Origin of the sequence: Fulvivirga sp., from assembly GCF_040220315.1 — a bacterium.
GTDB lineage: Bacteria > Bacteroidota > Bacteroidia > Cytophagales > Cyclobacteriaceae > Fulvivirga.
Genome location: NZ_JAVJUY010000081.1, coordinates 1 through 17,570, shown reverse-complemented (window position 1 = coordinate 17,570; position 17,570 = coordinate 1). Strand labels below are relative to the sequence as shown.

Here is a 17,570-nt window from a genome sequence, read left to right as displayed (position 1 = left end):
TTTATAAAAATTAATATTTCTCCTCTTCGTTAGGGAAATCCTTCGCCTTCACGTCTTCGATATAGTGGCTCACAGCATCAGATATAGTTGTGTATAAATCAGCATATCTTCTGAGGAAACGTGGTTTGAATTCTTTTGTGATGCCGAGCATGTCCTGCATAACCAGTACCTGGCCGTCTACATCCGGGCCAGCACCAATACCAATAATTGGAATATTTACAGTTTCTGCCACTTTCTTAGCCAAATGAGCAGGTATCTTCTCCAAAACAACGGAGAAGCAACCACATTCTTCCAGCAATTTGGCATCTTCAATGAGCTTGGCTGCTTCTTCCTCTTCTTTGGCTCTTACGGTATAGGTGCCAAATTTAAAAATAGATTGCGGTGTTAGTCCTAAATGCCCCATAACCGGAACACCGGCACTAAGTATTCGAATAACGGATTCTTTAATTTCACTGCCGCCCTCCATTTTCACAGCATGGGCTCCCGATTCTTTCATTATTCGAATTGCTGAGCGTAATGCCTCAGAAGAATTGCCTTGATATGAACCAAAAGGAATATCTACTATCACAAAGGCCCGTTGAACTGCCTTTACCACAGAGGTAGCATGATAGATCATCTGATCCAGCGTTATGGGCAAAGTAGTTTCATTACCTGCCATTACATTCGAAGCGCTATCACCAACCAAAAGCACATCTATGCCAGCAGCATCAAGGATTTGTGCCATGCTATAGTCGTATGCCGTTAGCATAGCAATTTTCTCACCTCTGTTCTTCATTTCCTGAAGTTGATGGGTAGTTACTTTTTTAATATCCTTCTTGTGTACAGACATGATTCTTAGTTTTCTTTATCAGAATAATAGGTATTAGGCACCACAATTTTAAATGTGGTGCCTTCCAGTTCTACACTATCAACTTCAATAGTAGCGCCTAGTTTATCAGCCACTTTTTTAACAATATAAAGACCCAATCCAGAGCCTGTGCTCTTTTCTGTAGCCCTGTAAAACATATCAAATATATGAGGAAGTTTAGACTCTTCAATGCCATCACCATTATCTTCAATAGTGATAACTGCCTCTTTTTCATTTACTTGCGCCTCTATTTTAATAAATGGCCCATCTTTGGAGAAGCTACGGTATTTTATTGCATTGGAAATTATGTTATTCAAAATAATTCTCAGACGAGTAGCATCTGTCATTAATTTCCGATCATGAAATACCTTTGTTTTAATAGAAAGGTCAGTAGTATCCGTGGCATTGAAGTAGCTGGCAATACTATTATTTATTTCCACCATCAAGTTAAGCTCCGAATGCGAATCATTTACACGATCATTTCTGGAAATGCTGAGTAGCTCCTGAACAAGGTCATCCAAACGCTTTATACTACCTTCAATTCGTTCAATGCACTGTTCTTTTACCTGAACGGAGTCTTCTAAGCGGTAAAGATCAATTAGCCCTAAAACGGACCTGAGTGGTGACCTTAAATCATGCGATGCGTGATAAACGAAACTGTCAAGCTCAAAATTCACTTTTTGTAATTCAAGCAAGTTGTTCTTTGAATCTGTAATATCAATTAGTACAGTTTCAAGAATACCATCTTCTGGGTAATGTTGTATGCTAAATAACACCCAGATAAGATCGCCATTATATTTTTTGATTTCCAGTTCAACATTCTCAGTTCGCTCTTTCTGCTTCACAAGGTTAATTACAAATTCACGATCCTTGGGAGATTTATAGAACCTATGCGTATTGGCATTCTCTAGTTTTGGAGAGCCAAGAATATCCCAGAATTTTTGATTACTCTCAAGAATTGCACCTGATTTAAAATCAGATCTGAACATACCCACTAAAGAGTTTTCGAAAAGTGATTTGTACTTTTTCTCACTTTCAATGACTGCATCATCGGCTCTTTTTCGATCGGTTATATCCGTATGAGAACCTGATAACCTGAGCAATTTACCGTTTGAATCACGAATGGCAGTGGCTTTAGACAATATCCAACGGTAGGAACCATTCTTATGGCGTAGCCTAAATTCTTGCCTGTAATTGGTATTGCTGCTTTTTACAAAATCATTATAATACTTCGTACAGCGTTCAAAATCATCAGGATGTAATAATGACTCCCACAAACCTTCCATCTGGGTTACATCATAGTTAGGATCAAGGCCTACCATGGTTTTCCAAGGGGTGGAAACAAAGGGCTTGTTACTGGTAAAATCCCAGTCCCACAAACCATCATTGGCGCCATCAGCAGCCGTCTCGTAGATGTCCAGCCTCTTTTGTAATTCGGCTAGCTTCTTTCTAAGTTCTTTTATTTCGCTATCTCTTTCCAACTTAGATACCACTAGTTTTTCTGAAATGGACATACATATAAGAATTGAATGCGAAAGATAAGGGTACCATAACAGTATTTCAATTGAATCTTATTACAGAAGGTACACGCATTTATCTACTTTGCCTAAAAAGACTTCTACGTGCTCTTTTATGGTGGTGGCAAGCTCAAAACCACTGTATTTGATAGAAATAGGGAACTGAGTATGGCTTCTATTCACTAAAACAGACGTTTCCAGTTTTTTAACTTTGATATTTAAAAATGGCTTTAAGCTGTAGGCCATGGTCCTTCCTGTGTTAGAAACATCATCAATTAAGATAATTGTCTTGTTTTTCACTTCTTTTTCGTCACAATCAAGTGAAATATTACTCTGTGTTGGTGCTTCTTTATCTAGTGAAACGCCTACCAAGCGTGTTTTAAATGTAGCTATTTCGTTTAATTGTTCCTGTAACAATTGTGCCAGTATGTAACCCTGATTCTTAATTCCTGCTAGCACAACCTCCTTTTCATCAAAATTATTCTCGAAAATTTGGAAGGCCATTCGTTTTATTTTCTGATTGACCTGTTTATTATCTAATATGAGGGATTTACTTTCTACCATAATTAAGGAAGTGGCATTATTTTACTGTCTTTAAACGTTGATAAAATAACCATTGACTGCATATTATCTACAACATCTATGTTACTAACTTTCTCGAGCATCAAACGCTGATAAGCTGATATATCTGCGGCAATTATCTTTAAAATGAAATCTCCTGAACCAGTAATATGGTGACACTCGATAATTTCTTCAATACTTTCGATACTCTCGATAAATTTATCAATATTATCCTTATTATGACCTTTAAGTGATACCATAACAAAAGTACTAACGCCTAATCCCACAATATCCGTATCTAGCTTCGCATGATAACTTTTAATGATACCAGAATTCTCCAGTTTTTTTACGCGCTCTAGCGTTGGGGCTGGCGAAAGGCCAATTTTTGTCGCCAGATTGGCATTGGTAATTTTAGCGTTCGACTGCAGGATTTCAAGAATCTTTCGATCGATCTTGTCTAGTTTTATCTTATTCTTCATTATGAGTTTGACCAAATTTTATTTGGCGCAAAGATAAAAATTAAAAAGAAAGTAGCTTAACAGATGTATTATTAGATTATTACCAGAATGCTAATTGCTGATCATCACTCTAAATAATTTTTCTGTACCCAGAATTTTCAACCGAACCAGGTAAGCTCCCCCTGACAGTTCTGACATATCGAGGGTAAGGCTGTTATTGCCTTTCGGTTTAGTATCTGTAAATGCCGAGACTAGATGTCCCTGGTTGTTAATTATTTGAATTTGAACCATGGCCTCTTTAGTAGTAATTAAATCGATGAAAACAATGCCCTCAGATGGATTAGGATATGGCAAACTAGTAACTAAGCTGGCACTGTTATAGGTGATGCAGGAATTATTATTGGCTGCATTTTCCTCTTCAATGGTATAAAAACTTTCTACTGTGGCGCATAAATATTCCAGTCGAGTATTTGACAGACCCAAGTCCAACAGCCTTGTTATAGTTTCTTGAGGTGGTAGACTTGTTCTTATTATTTGTTGAAAGCTAGCTTCACCACCCAGATCGATGGTAACCAGTAAACTATCATGTCGAATACTGCCGCTATTTGATATTGTTAAAGATATCGCATCTCCGTTAGATCGTTCTACCAATATCAAGTTCTGAATCTCAAGGTCCAACATTGGTTCTAATACACTAATTCTTTGTGATACCGTATCTCTACATTCTTGTTCGCTGATTGCTATCAACTGGACATCATACTCGCCAATGCTAATGAATTTGTTATTTGGATTAACAGCATCAGAAGTATTCCCATCATTAAAGTCCCATTGATAGGCCACTGCTCCTATGGACGCGTTTTCAAAATCAACATCCAACTCAGGGGCACCAAATGTTGTTGATGGATTAAAGGAAGCTTGTGGCGCCTCATTCACTTCAATATTTTGACTCACCTCATACTCACAACCATTGGCGGTTAGTAAATTCATACTCACTAAATAAGATCCTGATGTACTAAATAAATTCCCGATGGATGGCTCTGTGCCTAATTGCTGTCCATCATACATCCAATCCCAGCTGATAATCTCATCTCCGGAAATCTCAGTGATGTCTGTTAAACGAGTTAATTCATTGGTACAATTATCATCAACCTCAAATGAAGCTGTAGGTGCAGGTGGTATACTTACAACCTTTTCAATGGTTGATGTACATAGATTTTCTGAGGTGACTGTCAGAGAAACAGGATAATCTATTGGCTCCACAAATGTAAATGATGGATTTTGATCTCCACGGAAAACACCGCCAATATTCCATGTCCAATCTGTGATGGTTTCGTTTGCTAATGGAACGGATTCGTCAGAAAAATTAATGACTACATCTTCGCACAGCTTATCGACAGAAAATTCTGCTTCTGGCGCAGCCAAAACTGTAACCGTCTGTGTTAAACTATCGAGGCAACCAAATGAGGTACCCACGATCAGTTTTACATTATAGTTACCATCCTGTTCGAAAACATGTGTAGCATTCTGTGAATTACTGGGATCAGAGCCATCACCAAAATCCCAGCTCCAGCTATTTAAGTTGTCAAGTGTTACTGTTGAAAGGTCATTAAATTGTGTTGTCAGGTTCTCGCAGGCCAGATCTGCCTCAAATGCTACATCGGGCAACGGGTGGATAGTGATCATTTTTTGGTCAGAAGTGATACAGCCATCAGAATTAGTAAGTTCGAGCGTTACTTCGAATGTTCCTGACTCTGAAAACTCAAGCTCCGGATTTTCAAGTGTTGATGCAAAGCCATTTCCAAAATCCCAATTATAATCCGTTATGGTTCCTACTGACTGGTTGGTAAATTGAACAGGCTCGCCTTCACACGCATCATTAAAGACGAACAAGGGAAGTGTTCCTTCTTTAATATCAGTAACATTTTTAGCAATTTCCACATCACAACCCGGAATGCTGGCAATGAGCTTTAGCTCTTTGGTACCACCTGATTCAAAGGTATACTCTAAATCCGTTTCGGTAGAAATTTCACTACCATCCAGTTCCCACGAAAAAGAGATCAATCCATCAAAATCTCCAGGTGTATCGTTTGTAAATAAATAGTTTTGGTTGGTGCAGATATTGCCACCAGGGATGGTGAAATCCGGGGCTGGTTCTGGGTAAACTGTTATGGTTTGTTTGGTAAAATTACCGCACGTTCCATCTTCAATACTTAAAGTTACTTCATATTCTCCGGCAGAGGCATAGCTATGCGTGGGGTTGGCACCCATAGAACTTCCTGTATCCCCAAAGTCCCAGGTGAAGGTTAAGCCAGTGCCATCAGATTGTGAATTGAATTGGATGGGGGAAGATTGGCAGATGGTTTGGTTTGTGAAGGAGATGGAAGGGGCGGTGTTTGAGGTAACAATTATTGATTTATTTGAATAAGATATACTACCATTTATATCTCTAACTCCTAACGTTATTTCAAATTCACCACCAACATTGTATACAACATTGGGTAATTGAGAAATATTTTGAAGCATATTGAATGAGCAATCATCTTGAAATTCATAAGACAACAATTGACTGTTTGATAAATTAAATGTGATGCCAGTCCATACTGAATTATTATTGAATACATCTAGCGCATATCCTCCTCCAATTAGTTCAGTAAATATCAATTTCTCAATTGAAATGGAGGTATTCCCAAGGTCGGGTCCGAAATTGATACGTTGAAGAGCTGCATTTGGGGCATCCACCCGAGCACTTTGGATAAAACCAAAATATCCATTACCATCTGTTCTAATTTTTATCGTTGTTGGTTGTCTAAGGGAGGATCCCGTATTTAGTTCTGTAATAACTGGGTTATTATCCAAACTAGTACCAAAATCCAGTTGGTACAATTGAGCACTTGTGAGTGAAACTACAAATCCATACCAATTCTCACATTGCTTGACTAAATCAATTCCTCTTGGCTGGGTTCCTAAACTAGAAGTAACTTCATTAACAATCGGATTACTATTAGTTAAATTAACACCGAAATTAAGTCTGACGAGTTTAGAGCCTGCCACTGATGTACCGGCTGTTACAAACCCATAAAAATTGCCTGCATCTTCTACTATTCTAATTGAATTGGGACCTTCAATATTAAATACTATCGGAATATTTAATACATCTACTGCAGGGCTTTCTTCTATTCCATTGGCAAATGTTAGTCTGAGAATATTTTTCCCACCAGAGTTGGTCACAAACATATACCAAACACCATTGGATTTTAATAACTCAAATCCGAAAGCCGAATTAAGTGAATTATTTAATGATCCTAAATTTGTGACAACAGGTGTTTCATTTATACCATTGTCAAAGTCTAATCGAATTAAATTATTAGTACTGGCATTGATGGCAAAGGCATAAATTGTTTCGTTGTCCTTTATTATTTGCACCGACCTTGCACGGCCAAAAGAGGTATTTGTTATGCCTGAGTTAATTGTAATTGAATTATCTAAATCGCCACTACAAAAGTCCCATATTAGGCTATCAAAAGTTCCAGTACTTAAATTCTCCAACTCTAATACTTGTTCAAGACATACAGTTGCCTGAACATCAAAATCTGCTAATGCGCATTGACCCTTAATTATGCGTGTTGAGGCCAAAATAAAAACTATAGCTAGGAAAACGCTATGCCTAATTGATAAGCTCTTCATATACATTCTCCAATTTATCTATTGAGTCTTCCAATCGGAATTTTTCACTTGCCATTACTTTTGCATTTCTTCCAAGTGCTAAAGTATATTCTCTATTTTTAAATAATTTAATCATTGCCTCCGACATATGATTAATATCATTTTTATCTACAAGTAACCCCGTTTCTCCATGTTTTATTATTTCTTCTGGTCCGCCACATCTGGTTGAAATTACAGGTATTCCACTTAATTGACTTTCCAAACAGACCATCGAAAAGGATTCTGATTGCGAGAAATTCAATACTACATTACCTGTAGGGTATACTTCACCTATAGATATATTAGAAGGTAAAAAACTGACATGTTGCTGTAATTGATGATCTTTAACCAATTTCTGAACCTCTTGAAAGAACAAATTATTGGCAGAATTTTTAAAAGTCCCTCCAATAAACGTAAGATGAGCATTACTAATTTCATTTAAAGATTTGGCAAAGGCTCTAATTGCAAAATCTTGCCCTTTACCTCTCACAAAGTTGCCTACATATAAAAATGTAAAGACTTCTGTATCCTTCTTATTAATTGGCTGCATGTCTGACGCATCGTAAATCAAGCGGTTTTTATTAGACATAGGTAAGTTTTTTAGTACTGCTTTTGACACCGGAATTAATATATCTGCATACCTGCTTATTATATTGACCACATAGCTGTATATCGGCTTTAAATAAGAATCAGGTAAGAGTCTTACATGATAAACGACCTTAATATTTGGAGAAAATAATTTTACCATAACTCCAAGTAGATTATACATATCATTAATATGTACTACTCGTATTTTTTTTCGTTTAATAAGCTTTAGTAAGATGATTGTATTAGCAAAAAGCATTGGGAAATAAAATAAAACGCTCCAGCTTTTATTGAGCTCTACAAAACGGATTTTGATGAATTCTATTCCCGCTTTTTCTAGTTCAGCTCCTAAATCAGGAGAATTTAATGCATATATGAAATGATATTTAGATTTCATATTCTTATGAAATGCAATAATTGACTTAAATGCCCCTGTTAAACCTAAAGAATTATCAACAACTAATATTCCTACTTTGCTATTCAAATTGACTCAATTAAATCTATCCAATCATTTATTATATTTCTTTTGTCATAGCTTTTTCCAACATTTATAGCTTGTATGGACATTTGCTTTAGTTTTACTCGATTGTTAAGTAACTCATTTGTAATATTTAACCATTGTTCAATACTTGTTTTAACATCATCATGGATCGGAAAAAGCACACCCGCTGATTGCAATTGCGGCTTGTCATTTTCAATAATAGAATTAGAATCTCGAGTTAAAATTTCTCTCGGTCCTGTTGGACAGTCAAAAGCCAGCACGGGTGTGCCAATAATGAGCGCCTCACATAAAGCTAGAGGAAACCCTTCCCACAATGAGGTGAGCATAAACAATTTTGCAAGTTTAATATATTTAAATGGGTTGCTTTGATAACCTAAAAAGTATATATCTGCATTTCTATCTAGAATCTCGAAACCTATCTTCAAACCAAGGCTGTCGGCTTGCATAATTAATTCGTTCTTTAATGATCCTTCACCAAGGATCAGGAGTTTAATCGATTTTCTTTTAACTAAAATTTCAGCAAATAATTCTACAAGAAATTTATGGTTTTTTTGTTTTTCCAGCCTTCCAGAAGTTATTAATACTTCATGTGATGATAAGAATTCATATTCTTCACTGATCAAAGGTTCTGATGATTTACTTTGAATACCTTGAATATCAAAAGAATTATTTATTACACTTATTTTACTCTCATTAATTTTTAAAATGCCTGTTAATTCTGTCTTAATTTCTTTTGCAACAGTAACAATATGGTCTGCTCTATTATAAAGCAGTGGCAATAAGAATTTTAACCGGATCCAGCCAATTATACCTTTAATTTCCTGATCATATAATTTCGACCCGTGTATACATAAAATTACCTTATCCTTAGATTTACTTAGAATATTGACATAATCTGCTCCCTCAAGATGACTTAGTGACACTTCTATCTGGTACTTTTTCTTGAGTTTAGATAATCTTATTACCCTTAAAAGAAAATTATATACTTTAGCCGGAAAAGCTCTTGATGATGGAACATTTAAATCAAGTAGTTTATTATGCTTCCCATAAACATTGCTTCTATTTTGATTGAAAACACAGTCATACAACTCAAAATTAGTAGAAAGGTCCATACTTAATTGATTAAAAACCCGCTCAGCTCCCCCCTGACCAAAATCAGTAGTAATTTGTAAGACTCTTTTCACTTAGTAATTTTTTGCATAATACTTTTTGCCACTGCAGGGGCAGCACCATAATTCTCCCACCATTGTAAGGTCATCCTCATACGCTCTTTCAATCTACCACTATCAGAAGCTATATTCATGACGATTTCATTTAATGACTTCCAATTCTGTACTATTATTATCGGGCTATTTTCAAAAAATTTTATCCTTGGTAATTCTTCACTAATAACCACACACCCTGCTCGAAGTGCCTCAAAGTGCCTCATTGTCTCAGTACCAGGATTACCAGGGGGGCACAACACTATTTTAGAATCGTACAAATATTTAGAGTAATCATCAAAGCTAAGCCCTGATTGAAAGGAGTTTGTAAACATAATATATGAAGGCTTAAATTTATTACTGAAATTACTTCCAAATAAAAATCGCAACCTATGCAGTATTGAAAACGGAATTAAATAAGCGCCTGTAAAATATTGATATAGTTTTTTTCGTCCTTTGTGTAAATTTCCAGAAAAAAAAACATTCCATTTTCTTCCATCAATCGGACATACTTTATATTCGGCAATGTTGGGGTTTGGTCCAACCGGAAGATAAAAAAGCTGCTTTTCATAATCTTCTTTAGCAAGATATGTTTTAAAAGTAGCTCTTACCATCATTAAATAATTGAGAGGAATATAGTCACTTTCATCACCTACAATAAATAGAATGGTGTTCTTGTTTACAAATTTAGATGGCAAGTGAATATCTGATTCAGATGTTCTCTTAAAATAAATATACCAAAGGAATTCGTCAAAAGTTGGCAGTAGTGATAGTTCGTGAATTATTTCTTTTAAATAGCCTACTTCTGAATAATTCAATAATTTGTTTAACTCAACATTACTGAATACATTTTGTATCACCATTATTTGACTATTTTCTCTGAGGGTAATAGGAAGTAGTTGCTATACGCTGAGGAAATTTGACTTACCTTCTTGATTTTAAAATCTTCACTACTATATAATTTGTAATCGTAATTTGTCAAAAAATTTTTGAAGAAAGTACAATTTTGTGGATTAGGGAATATTTCTACCAATAATACTGGCCTAAATCTCTTAATTGTATCCATTGCCCCTTTTAAGACGGCCACTTCATGCGACTCTACATCAATTTTGATCAAATCAACTGATTCCAATTTGAGAGAGTCAATCGTCTTTATTTGAACAAGTTTTTTATTGTAAATAAAAATATCATTTTGCTTATGAGATTTGGTAAATTCTTCATTGAAAGAGCTCACTTGTGAAATACGTTGCTCTCCTTCTGGAATGAATAAATTTAAACTTGTGTTCGCATCAGAAACACCATAATTATGTACTTGAACATTATTTAACTTATTTAACTGAAGATTTAATTTTAAACGATTTGCATTTGCCTCATATGGTTCGAAAGAATGAATTTTAGCTTTACTATTAACTAAAGATGAGAGTATAGAATAAAGCCCTGTATTTGCACCAATGTCTAGAATAACATTACTTTTCTTTGCATAAAGAAGAAAATGCTTTAAACAATTTACTTCATCCCATTGGTTGTTATAAAATTGATCAACAATTATATCATCTTGTTTAGCATACATAGTAAAGTTAATACCATTAAAACATAGGCCAACACGGCCGTTTATTCTTATCCTCTTTCTAAGAGCAATCGGGAATCTCAAAATCTTCAGTAGATTTCTAATGAAATAATTTATCCCTTCAAATGCTAAAAGTCTCTTTAATTCTGCCTTGAATTCAATCATCATCTTACAAGGTTAATCAACAGATTCTTTAATCCGGCTAAAAATCTCTTTGACCAAAATATTTTAGGATTTAGCTGAAAGGATTTTTTTAAATAATGCCATGAATTGCTATTGTCTTCACGTTCATTAGCAACTAGTGATAAATAAGACAAAATGAATGCAAAAAACCAGCTGGCTCTCGATCCATAGCAATTCATGAAAACATGATCATTTTGAAGTGATTCAATAATTTCAGTGGTTCCAATCTTCAATTTGTCAAAATCTTGACTTTTTAAGCTTCGATTAGAATGCTCTACAGTAACTGACGTAGTCTCATCACAATGGTGTAGTTTAAATCTCACTACTAATCTTAACCATAAGTAGTGATCTTCTCCAATGACAGCATTCTCACTATTTAGAAAATGAATTTTTTCAAGTATTGTTCTATTAAACACAAGTGAATTAATTAGAAGAAAATTCTCCCTGATTAAAGATTTTGCTGGATTAGGTACTGACTTACGAATTTCGATAAGTTGGTCGCGTTCATTTCTAACCTCTGAATTAAGGTGAAACCAGTGTTTAACTTTGTTGGTTTTAATAAAGTCGTTAGCCTTTTCTAAATGGTTTAGATAGTAATAATCATCGGAGTCTAAAAAACAAATCCATTTACCCGAACTAACTTTAATCCCGGTATTTCTAGCTATATTTCTTTCCTCATTATTTTTGGATATATACCGGATTCTACTATCGTTATAAGAATTAATGATAGCATCAGAATCATCTGTACTCCCATCATTAATAATTATTAATTCAAAATCTTGGAATGTTTGATTTAATACGGAGTCAATGGCTCTACTTATGTATTTACCTCTATTAAATGTGGGTATTATTACACTAAATACAGGCATATCTAGTAAAATTCGCTTTTAAGGCTTGACTCTAAATGTTGAATTTTTTCTTGTGATGTGGCTACATCAGATTTTAAACGCATTTGATAGGTATTAAGGTTAGAATGGATTTCATTTATTACTTGAATAAATTGATCAGCAGCAGCAAAATCTTCAATAAGCTTCCCTGAAGTAGGAAACATCAAGGAAACCTGCTCAAGTTTAATTGATATATTAATACAAATCGGAATGACTCCTAACACGGCACCCAAAATGGCGCCATGCGCTCTGGAAGTGATCAGTATTTCGTTAGTCGAGAAATGCTCTAAATAATCATTTAAGCTTGATTGATTCGGTCTCCATACTTTTAATGGTTTATTGGAAAAATATTGGATGAGGGATTTATCATGATTTTCATCAAAGGAGTAAAATGTGATCTTAAAACCAGAATCTGTTAATTGATTTGAAACTTGAGCGATTCCCATGAATCGTTCTTGATCATGCTGATCCCAATCAAGCAACACAATTCCAATTGATTTTGACTTTTTTTCAATCTTAATATCACTTGACCAAAATGAGGTTAAAAACGCAAGATCAGTTAACCTGACAATATCATTGTTATATTTAAGTTCATTCAACTTTGTTACACTGATATCATCTCTTACGAAAAATTTTGAAATTGAGCCTATATCAGCCATGTGCTCATATAATAGTTTAGACCCAGGGGTATATTCAGCCAAGCCTACTCCAATGGCTATTTTCTTTGCAGCTGTAATCCTGTTTGGTTTATTTAGAATCCTTCGGAGCCATCCGTCAACTCTATATATTTTGCTGGACCCTAATACTTTTATTATACGATTTAGTATTCTTCTTAAAACTGACCCTTTCTCATGATCAAAATATATACCTCCACCCCCATAAACAATTAAATCATAGTGCCCTTTATGCGTCCAATCTACAAGCTGAACTTCGGTACGTAGTATTTTGAAAATGTATTTGTTGTACCTAGGCTTTTGGTCATAGTCGGCTAAGTTGGGCGTATAATTTGAAAAAACGAAAATTTCAGCTGATGGATATATTCTTGTGATAAGGTGGTATGTAATTAACATAAGTACATCGTCCCCTAAATTTCCAAAACCATAATACCCTTTCAGCAAAATTTTCATAGGCTTAGCTGTATTGATTCAATAGATTGGCGAAATAACTACTTTCAATTACATATACTATATCACCTGTCTCTTTCTTAGATTCTAAGTATTTTACGATGGATTTCGGTGTTAAATATGTGTCGTAATAGCAAAGAACACCATATCTGAGTTTTGCAATCTGTGATTCCTCCATTGTTAGAACTTGATTTATTTTTTTAATTAAATCATTTTTACCTGAGAAGGTAATACAATTAACACCTGATGTTAATGAAGGATTTAAAAATTCAGAATGTTCTAAGATTGGTATTGTACCCACTGACATGGCTTCAACTAAATTATGACACATGGGCTGTGTGATACCTGGGCAGCACAAAAAAAAACTAGCGTGAGATAATGTTTTTAGCCAGTCTGCATCGCTTGTTCTCCCTCTAAGGTTCTTTTCATTTTGTTTTTTCCTAACCCATTCTGAAAGTATAAATTTGTCCTCGAATCCGTTTTGCTTAATCCGACTTAAATCATTTAAGCAAACCAATTGAGAATCACGAAGATTTTGTTTTATTGTGTCTAATATTTCAATTCTGGTAAGTTTCCCAAACAATTTATTGAAGTTCTGATTATTGTATAGTGATCTATTGGAATTTCCTGAAAAAAATATTCTCATTGATCTTTTTGTACTTCGCAAACTACTTACAGTCTTAAACATCCCAGAAAAATATAGTCTCGGGATCATCATAAATGGTATTACCGAACCTCTATGCCTCAGTTTCCCTTTTTCAAACATCTTTACACTTAAAATAATTTTATTTTCCTTTTTGTTTAAATCAGTAGGATTATCAGTTATTAGAAATCTTCCATTAATTTCTTTCTTTTTATACAATTTCAATCGACTAAGCCCGGCTATGGCCCTTGAATATGAAATCAGATTACCTATAAAGTGAAGATTATTTTTAAGATAAATCTGATATCCCTCATGATGAAATACAAACAGAAGATAAACATAAGATCGACTAACTAATCTATCTGATAAATCAAATACAACCTCTCTTGAGATATTATCTATCTTTACTTTTTTTCCAGGATTTAAACGCAACAGAAAATAATGTAAATAAAAATCAAGTAAATTCTTAACAAACCTTATTCGTTGAGATAGTTTAACTGAATTTATCATGACATAATTGCGAACATAGCCGATTTAACTATGAAAATAAAAAAAATATATGACCTAGTAGAAAGAAGGTATCTTATAGGTAAGATTAAGCTCCAGCCTTTATTTGAGAGTATGTATCGGTTTAGTCTTCGTGGGATGAATTACGGTCAAAATCATTCAGTCGAAACAAGTGGTGAATTGTGGGTACTAAAATTTGCCAGTAAGGTATTCAATAAAAACTCAATCATATTTGATGTAGGTGCCAATAAAGGTCAATTTTTAAAAAACATAATAAATTCTTTTAGTCACTATAATCAGATACATTGCTTTGAACCTTCGTTATCTGCCTTTAATATTTTAGCTAAAAAGGCTGAAGGATTGGAAAATGTACAAATCAATAATTTAGGGTTAAGTAATAAATCGGGGAAATTGAATTTGTATTATGATTCTGAAGCCTCTGTTATGGCAACACTTAATAGTAGAAGTGAGAAAAAGCACTCAGAGGAGGTGACTATTTCTACAATAGACACTTATTGCCTTAGCATGAATATCAGTCACATTAATTACCTGAAACTTGATGTGGAGGGATTTGAATATAACGTATTACTTGGCGCGGCTAATATGTTAGCAAAAAGACAGATTGATTTTATTCAATTTGAATTTGGGAAAAATAACATGGATCAAGGCATATTTCTAAGTGATTTTATCACACTTTTATCTGGTTATAGGATTTATAGAATAGTAAAAAACGGTATCAGGGAGATCAAAGAGTACAATCTTTATCACGAAGTATTTCTCACAACAAATTACCTGGCAATAAAAGTGTGATGAACTCCTTTAAAGATAACAGTAGCGTTAATATAAGTGTAGCTAGCATAGAACCAGCGATTATATGCTTAATCAAATTAGATTTAATTAATTTTAATACAAAAGAAATTAGTATAATATGATTGAAGCACAAAACAATAGCTAATAACTTGTAGAATAGATCGAATTGAATTTCAAAAAAGAGGCCAATAGATACTGCACTTGCAAGAATTAAACTATTGACAATATCTATAGCCAGCTTTAAACGTTCCTTTTTGTAAACTCTAAATAAAGGAGACATTACAGTAGAAACTAGCTGAAATATTAATGTGAATGCAAAAAATGAGGCAATAAGCCCTGATTTCTGCCACTCTGATCCGGCAATGATACGAAAAATGTCCTCTCCCCAGACGAAAACTATTCCATAACCCAATGAGGCTATTAGAAGAACCGAATAGTAAAACTTTATAGAAATGCTAATTAACTTAGTTGTATGATTGCCATTATTAAATAGATCATTGGTCTTTTGCAGAAATACTTTGCCCATTGAAAATCCAATAACTTGAACTGGAATACTTAACAAGCTAATTGCCAAAACGTAAAATCCAAGCTCTCTTTCAGAATAGAATTTACTTATTAATAGAATCGGTATATGGCTAGTTATCTGAGTCAGTAATGAATTTGGGAAAACATACAAAGGATAATTTTTATAGCTTATGACTACTTCACGAATTTCATTGTATTTCCAGTTTTCGATTAATCCTTTAAAAAATCTTTTTGTATTATTTCCAAGAAGCGTGATCAATAGTAATAACCGGTTAATTATTTCACCTATAATCAGTCCTAAAGGATTTGGTCCAATAACAAATCCGTAAACAGACACAAAGGCCTTGGAGGATGATATGGAAATGACTTTAGATATCCCATTCTGTTTGAATAATTTATCTCTGACATTTTGCGCGTCAGCTACAACACTTAACATACCTAAAACAAGTAATATAGGCAGAAGTAAGATATTGGATCCCAAGCTTTGAACATTGAAAAAGCTTATAAAGCCATCCCAAAAAATAAACAGTATTAAGCCAACAAATGCCCCAATGCTAACAGTTGCAACTACTAGAAATTTTACGAGTGTATTTAATTTCCTTTGATTTTGAACAATTATTAATGCTTCACTATACCCCATTGAGCAGCAAAGTAACAGGACAGAAAACACAGAATTAAAGAATGCAAATGCCCCATAATCTGATGGAGAATAAATTCGAGTAATTATAGGAGTAAAAAAAAAGCCAATAAAGTAAGCTATTAGAGAACCAACAGTAAGTTGAGATAAACCCCTGACAAATGATCCTTTACTCTTAAGGCCATTATTTATTTCTCTAATAAATTCCCGAACTTTCAAACCAACATATTTAAATCTCTAAATCTAAATGTTTTGTTTTACAACGAGCCACACTAAACTTGTAACATTTTATAAAAAATTAAGCAGATGAAATTCAAAATTCTTTTTCTTCATCCTTATCCAACAGATCAGGCTCCTTCTCAAAGATTTCGCTTTGAGCAATACTACCCTATAATAAAAGAATCAAAGAATTTAGAATTTGAATCGTTTTCATTTTTTTCACATCAAAGCTGGAAAAAATTATACAGCATGAATGTATTGCAGCTTACGTGGATAACTTTTATTGGCTTCTTAAAAAGGTTTATTCACCTTTATCATTCTGTTGGTGCACATTTTGTATTTATTCACCGGGAATTGACTCCTATTGGTCCTCCCATCTTTGAGTGGATACTTGCTAAAGTTTTTCGCAAACGAATAATTTACGATTTTGATGATGCCATTTGGTTGGAAGATCCGGTAGAAAAAGGCACAATAAAGTCTAAAATTAAATGGAAAAGCAAGGTGGCTAAAATTTGCCATTGGAGCTGGAAAGTCAATGTAGGAAATCAATTTTTAGCAGATTTTGCCAAGCTTTATAACAACAATGTTAGTCTTATACCAAGTGTTGTAAACACCACATGCGTACACAACCCTGATTTATTTTCAAAACCCCCTTCAAAAACTGTAACCATTGGCTGGACAGGCACACACTCTACTCTACAGTATCTTCATTTGATACTACCTACTTTACAAAAATTAGAAAAGAAGAATAATATAAAAATACTAATAATTGCAAATAGAGAACCTTTTTTACCTCTACGAACAATTGAGTTTAAATCCTGGAAAAAAGAAACGGAAATAAAGGATATGTTAGATCTGGATATTGGAATTATGCCACTTACAAATGACGAGTGGTCAAAAGGCAAAGGTGGGTTTAAACTAGTACAATATTTGTCTCTAGGTATTCCAGCAGTTTGTTCCCCAGTGGGAATTAATCGCGTGCTAATTAAAAATGGAGAAACTGGATATACGTGTGAAACGACTGATCAGTGGCTTAAAGCACTGAACTATTTAATAGAAAACGAAGATGAACGAAAAAAAATGGGAGTAAAAGG

Annotated in this window: 15 protein-coding genes; 2 read left to right on the top strand and 13 right to left on the bottom strand. The window is 34.2% G+C overall.

Features of this window, described 5'->3' with window-relative positions:
* Positions 1–10: 10 nt before the first annotated feature.
* The 12 genes from panB to RLO81_RS03615 all read right to left on the bottom strand — a co-directional run bounded on the left by panB (position 11) and on the right by RLO81_RS03615 (position 14,210).
* Positions 11–829: a 3-methyl-2-oxobutanoate hydroxymethyltransferase gene (gene panB / locus RLO81_RS03670; RefSeq protein WP_350107395.1), complete on the bottom strand. Its 819-nt coding sequence runs from the start codon at positions 827–829 to the stop codon at positions 11–13.
* A 5-nt stretch (positions 830–834) separates the two neighbouring features.
* A complete protein-coding gene (locus RLO81_RS03665) occupies positions 835–2,361 on the bottom strand; it encodes a PAS domain-containing sensor histidine kinase (RefSeq protein ID WP_350107392.1) in 1,527 nt (508 codons plus the stop codon).
* Positions 2,362–2,421: 60 nt separating this feature from the next.
* On the bottom strand, positions 2,422–2,928 hold the full coding sequence (locus tag RLO81_RS03660) for a phosphoribosyltransferase family protein (RefSeq protein ID WP_350107389.1): 507 nt from the start codon (positions 2,926–2,928) through the stop codon (positions 2,422–2,424).
* 2 nt (positions 2,929–2,930) lie between these two features.
* Entirely contained in the window at positions 2,931–3,404 is a 474-nt protein-coding gene (locus tag RLO81_RS03655) for an Lrp/AsnC family transcriptional regulator (RefSeq protein WP_350107398.1), read from the bottom strand.
* Positions 3,405–3,494: 90 nt separating this feature from the next.
* Positions 3,495–7,016 carry a PKD domain-containing protein gene (locus RLO81_RS03650; RefSeq protein ID WP_350107387.1) on the bottom strand — a complete coding sequence of 1,174 codons (3,522 nt, stop codon included), beginning with the start codon at positions 7,014–7,016 and terminating at the stop codon, positions 3,495–3,497.
* A 31-nt stretch (positions 7,017–7,047) separates the two neighbouring features.
* Positions 7,048–8,154, bottom strand: a complete 1,107-nt coding sequence (locus RLO81_RS03645) for a glycosyltransferase family 4 protein (protein WP_350107384.1) — start codon at positions 8,152–8,154, stop codon at positions 7,048–7,050.
* Positions 8,151–9,356 carry a glycosyltransferase gene (locus RLO81_RS03640; RefSeq protein ID WP_350107381.1) on the bottom strand — a complete coding sequence of 402 codons (1,206 nt, stop codon included), beginning with the start codon at positions 9,354–9,356 and terminating at the stop codon, positions 8,151–8,153. Before RLO81_RS03640 ends, RLO81_RS03645 begins: the two co-directional genes overlap by 4 nt.
* Positions 9,353–10,237, bottom strand: a complete 885-nt coding sequence (locus tag RLO81_RS03635; RefSeq protein WP_350107378.1) for a CgeB family protein — start codon at positions 10,235–10,237, stop codon at positions 9,353–9,355. Before RLO81_RS03635 ends, RLO81_RS03640 begins: the two co-directional genes overlap by 4 nt.
* The gene (locus RLO81_RS03630) at positions 10,237–11,109 is read right to left on the bottom strand and encodes an FkbM family methyltransferase (RefSeq protein ID WP_350107375.1); all 873 of its coding nucleotides are present in this window, start codon (positions 11,107–11,109) and stop codon (positions 10,237–10,239) included. The genes RLO81_RS03635 and RLO81_RS03630 overlap by 1 nt, the downstream gene beginning before the upstream one ends.
* Positions 11,106–11,993: a glycosyltransferase family 2 protein gene (locus RLO81_RS03625; protein ID WP_350107372.1), complete on the bottom strand. Its 888-nt coding sequence runs from the start codon at positions 11,991–11,993 to the stop codon at positions 11,106–11,108. Before RLO81_RS03625 ends, RLO81_RS03630 begins: the two co-directional genes overlap by 4 nt.
* 2 nt (positions 11,994–11,995) lie before the next feature.
* On the bottom strand, positions 11,996–13,138 hold the full coding sequence (locus RLO81_RS03620) for a polysaccharide pyruvyl transferase family protein (protein WP_350107369.1): 1,143 nt from the start codon (positions 13,136–13,138) through the stop codon (positions 11,996–11,998).
* Between the two features lie 4 nt (positions 13,139–13,142).
* On the bottom strand, positions 13,143–14,210 hold the full coding sequence (locus RLO81_RS03615; protein WP_350107366.1) for a glycosyltransferase family protein: 1,068 nt from the start codon (positions 14,208–14,210) through the stop codon (positions 13,143–13,145).
* 108 nt (positions 14,211–14,318) lie between these two features.
* Between RLO81_RS03615 and RLO81_RS03610 the strand changes: the two genes are divergently transcribed.
* Entirely contained in the window at positions 14,319–15,095 is a 777-nt protein-coding gene (locus RLO81_RS03610; RefSeq protein ID WP_350107363.1) for an FkbM family methyltransferase, read from the top strand.
* Here the strand turns inward: RLO81_RS03610 and RLO81_RS03605 are convergent.
* On the bottom strand, positions 15,064–16,476 hold the full coding sequence (locus tag RLO81_RS03605; protein ID WP_350107360.1) for an oligosaccharide flippase family protein: 1,413 nt from the start codon (positions 16,474–16,476) through the stop codon (positions 15,064–15,066). The genes RLO81_RS03610 and RLO81_RS03605 overlap by 32 nt on opposite strands.
* Positions 16,477–16,563: 87 nt before the next feature.
* On the opposite strand from RLO81_RS03605, the gene RLO81_RS03600 reads away from it, so the two are divergent.
* Positions 16,564–17,570: glycosyltransferase (locus RLO81_RS03600; RefSeq protein WP_350107358.1), on the top strand; the 1,007-nt coding region annotated here is incomplete at its 3' end.